Origin of the sequence: Bulleidia sp. HCP3S3_C9, assembly GCF_052064035.1 — a bacterium.
Lineage (GTDB): Bacteria > Bacillota_I > Bacilli_A > Erysipelotrichales > Erysipelotrichaceae > Bulleidia.
In genome coordinates this window covers 1-1,249 of the sequence record NZ_JBQHWJ010000114.1, presented here as the reverse complement: position 1 = coordinate 1,249, position 1,249 = coordinate 1, and the positions used below count along the sequence as shown (strand labels likewise).

Genomic DNA, 1,249 nt, shown 5'->3' with positions numbered 1-1,249 from the left:
CACTTCCTCATTTACATGTTACAGGAAGCTCAACTTTACAGGTAAATCATACTCACTTCTTCTGTTTTCTCTGTCCGTTTTTGTGGACTATCAACTAATTCTTTAAAAAGAACGTTCGAAAAAACAGCAGAAAATACTTCTGTCTATTTTAAAGACAAGCAGATATGGAGATGTGGAGAGTATTACACAAAACATCAAGGACAATATCCTGTTATCTTTCTCACTTTCAAAGATGTAAAATGTTCAACATGGTCAGAAACATTTCAAAAAATCAGAAAAATTATTTCTTTAGAGTTCATACGCCATGAAGAACTAGAAAACAGTACAAAGCTAAGTTCATACGAAAAAGAACAATATCACCTTCTTGCTGGAGAAAGTGCTAATGAAATCGACTACCAGATGAGCCTGCAGTTATTATCATTATTATTGCATAAACATTATGGAAAAGAATGTATCATCATCATTGATGAATATGATACTCCAATACAACAAGGTCATATTTGTGATTTTTATCTAAAAACAATTAATTTCATGTGCAACTTATTTTCAGGCGAATTAAAAGATAATCCACATTTAGCCTTTGGCTTTTTGACAGGCATTTTACGAGTTGCAAAAGAAAGCATTTTTAGTGGCATGAATAACCTGAAAATCAATTCAATCTTAGATAGTGACTATAGCTCATATTTTGGTTTTACAAAAAATGAAGTCATTGACATGTTACAGTATTACGGATATGAAAACAAATATCAGGAAATTTGTGAATGGTACGATGGATATCGTTTTGGAAATACTGAAATTTTTAATCCTTGGTCTGTTATTAATTATATTGCGGACAAATGTTTTCCAAAAGCTTTCTGGCAATCTACAGGAAGCAACGAAATCATTGGTGAAATCATCAGTAATGCTTCAAATGAAATCAATGAAAATCTGTATAAATTATTATGTGGAGAAAAAATCACAACTTATATAGATACAAGTGTAATCTATCCTGAAGTACAAAATAACCCCTACAGCATTTATAGCTTTCTGCTTGTCGCAGGATATTTAAAAGTTGCATCCATTTATCCGCAATATGATGGCAACTTCATGTGTGATGTATCTATTCCAAATAAAGAAATTGCATTTGTTTATGAAAAAGAATCGGCTAATCTACAATCGTGTGGTTGCAGATTAGCTATTTTTGTGAATGAACAAAATAATAAGATATAATAAATGAGCCAAAGAAAGTTAATGTCTAAGCAGTTATTCA

The 1,249-nt window shown here is 31.1% G+C and carries 1 protein-coding gene; it reads left to right on the top strand.

Annotated features, from left to right (window positions below):
- Positions 1–45: 45 nt before the first annotated feature.
- Entirely contained in the window at positions 46–1,209 is a 1,164-nt protein-coding gene (locus ACTND6_RS10995; RefSeq protein ID WP_441024291.1) for an AAA family ATPase, read from the top strand.
- The last annotated feature ends 40 nt before the right edge of the window (positions 1,210–1,249 follow it).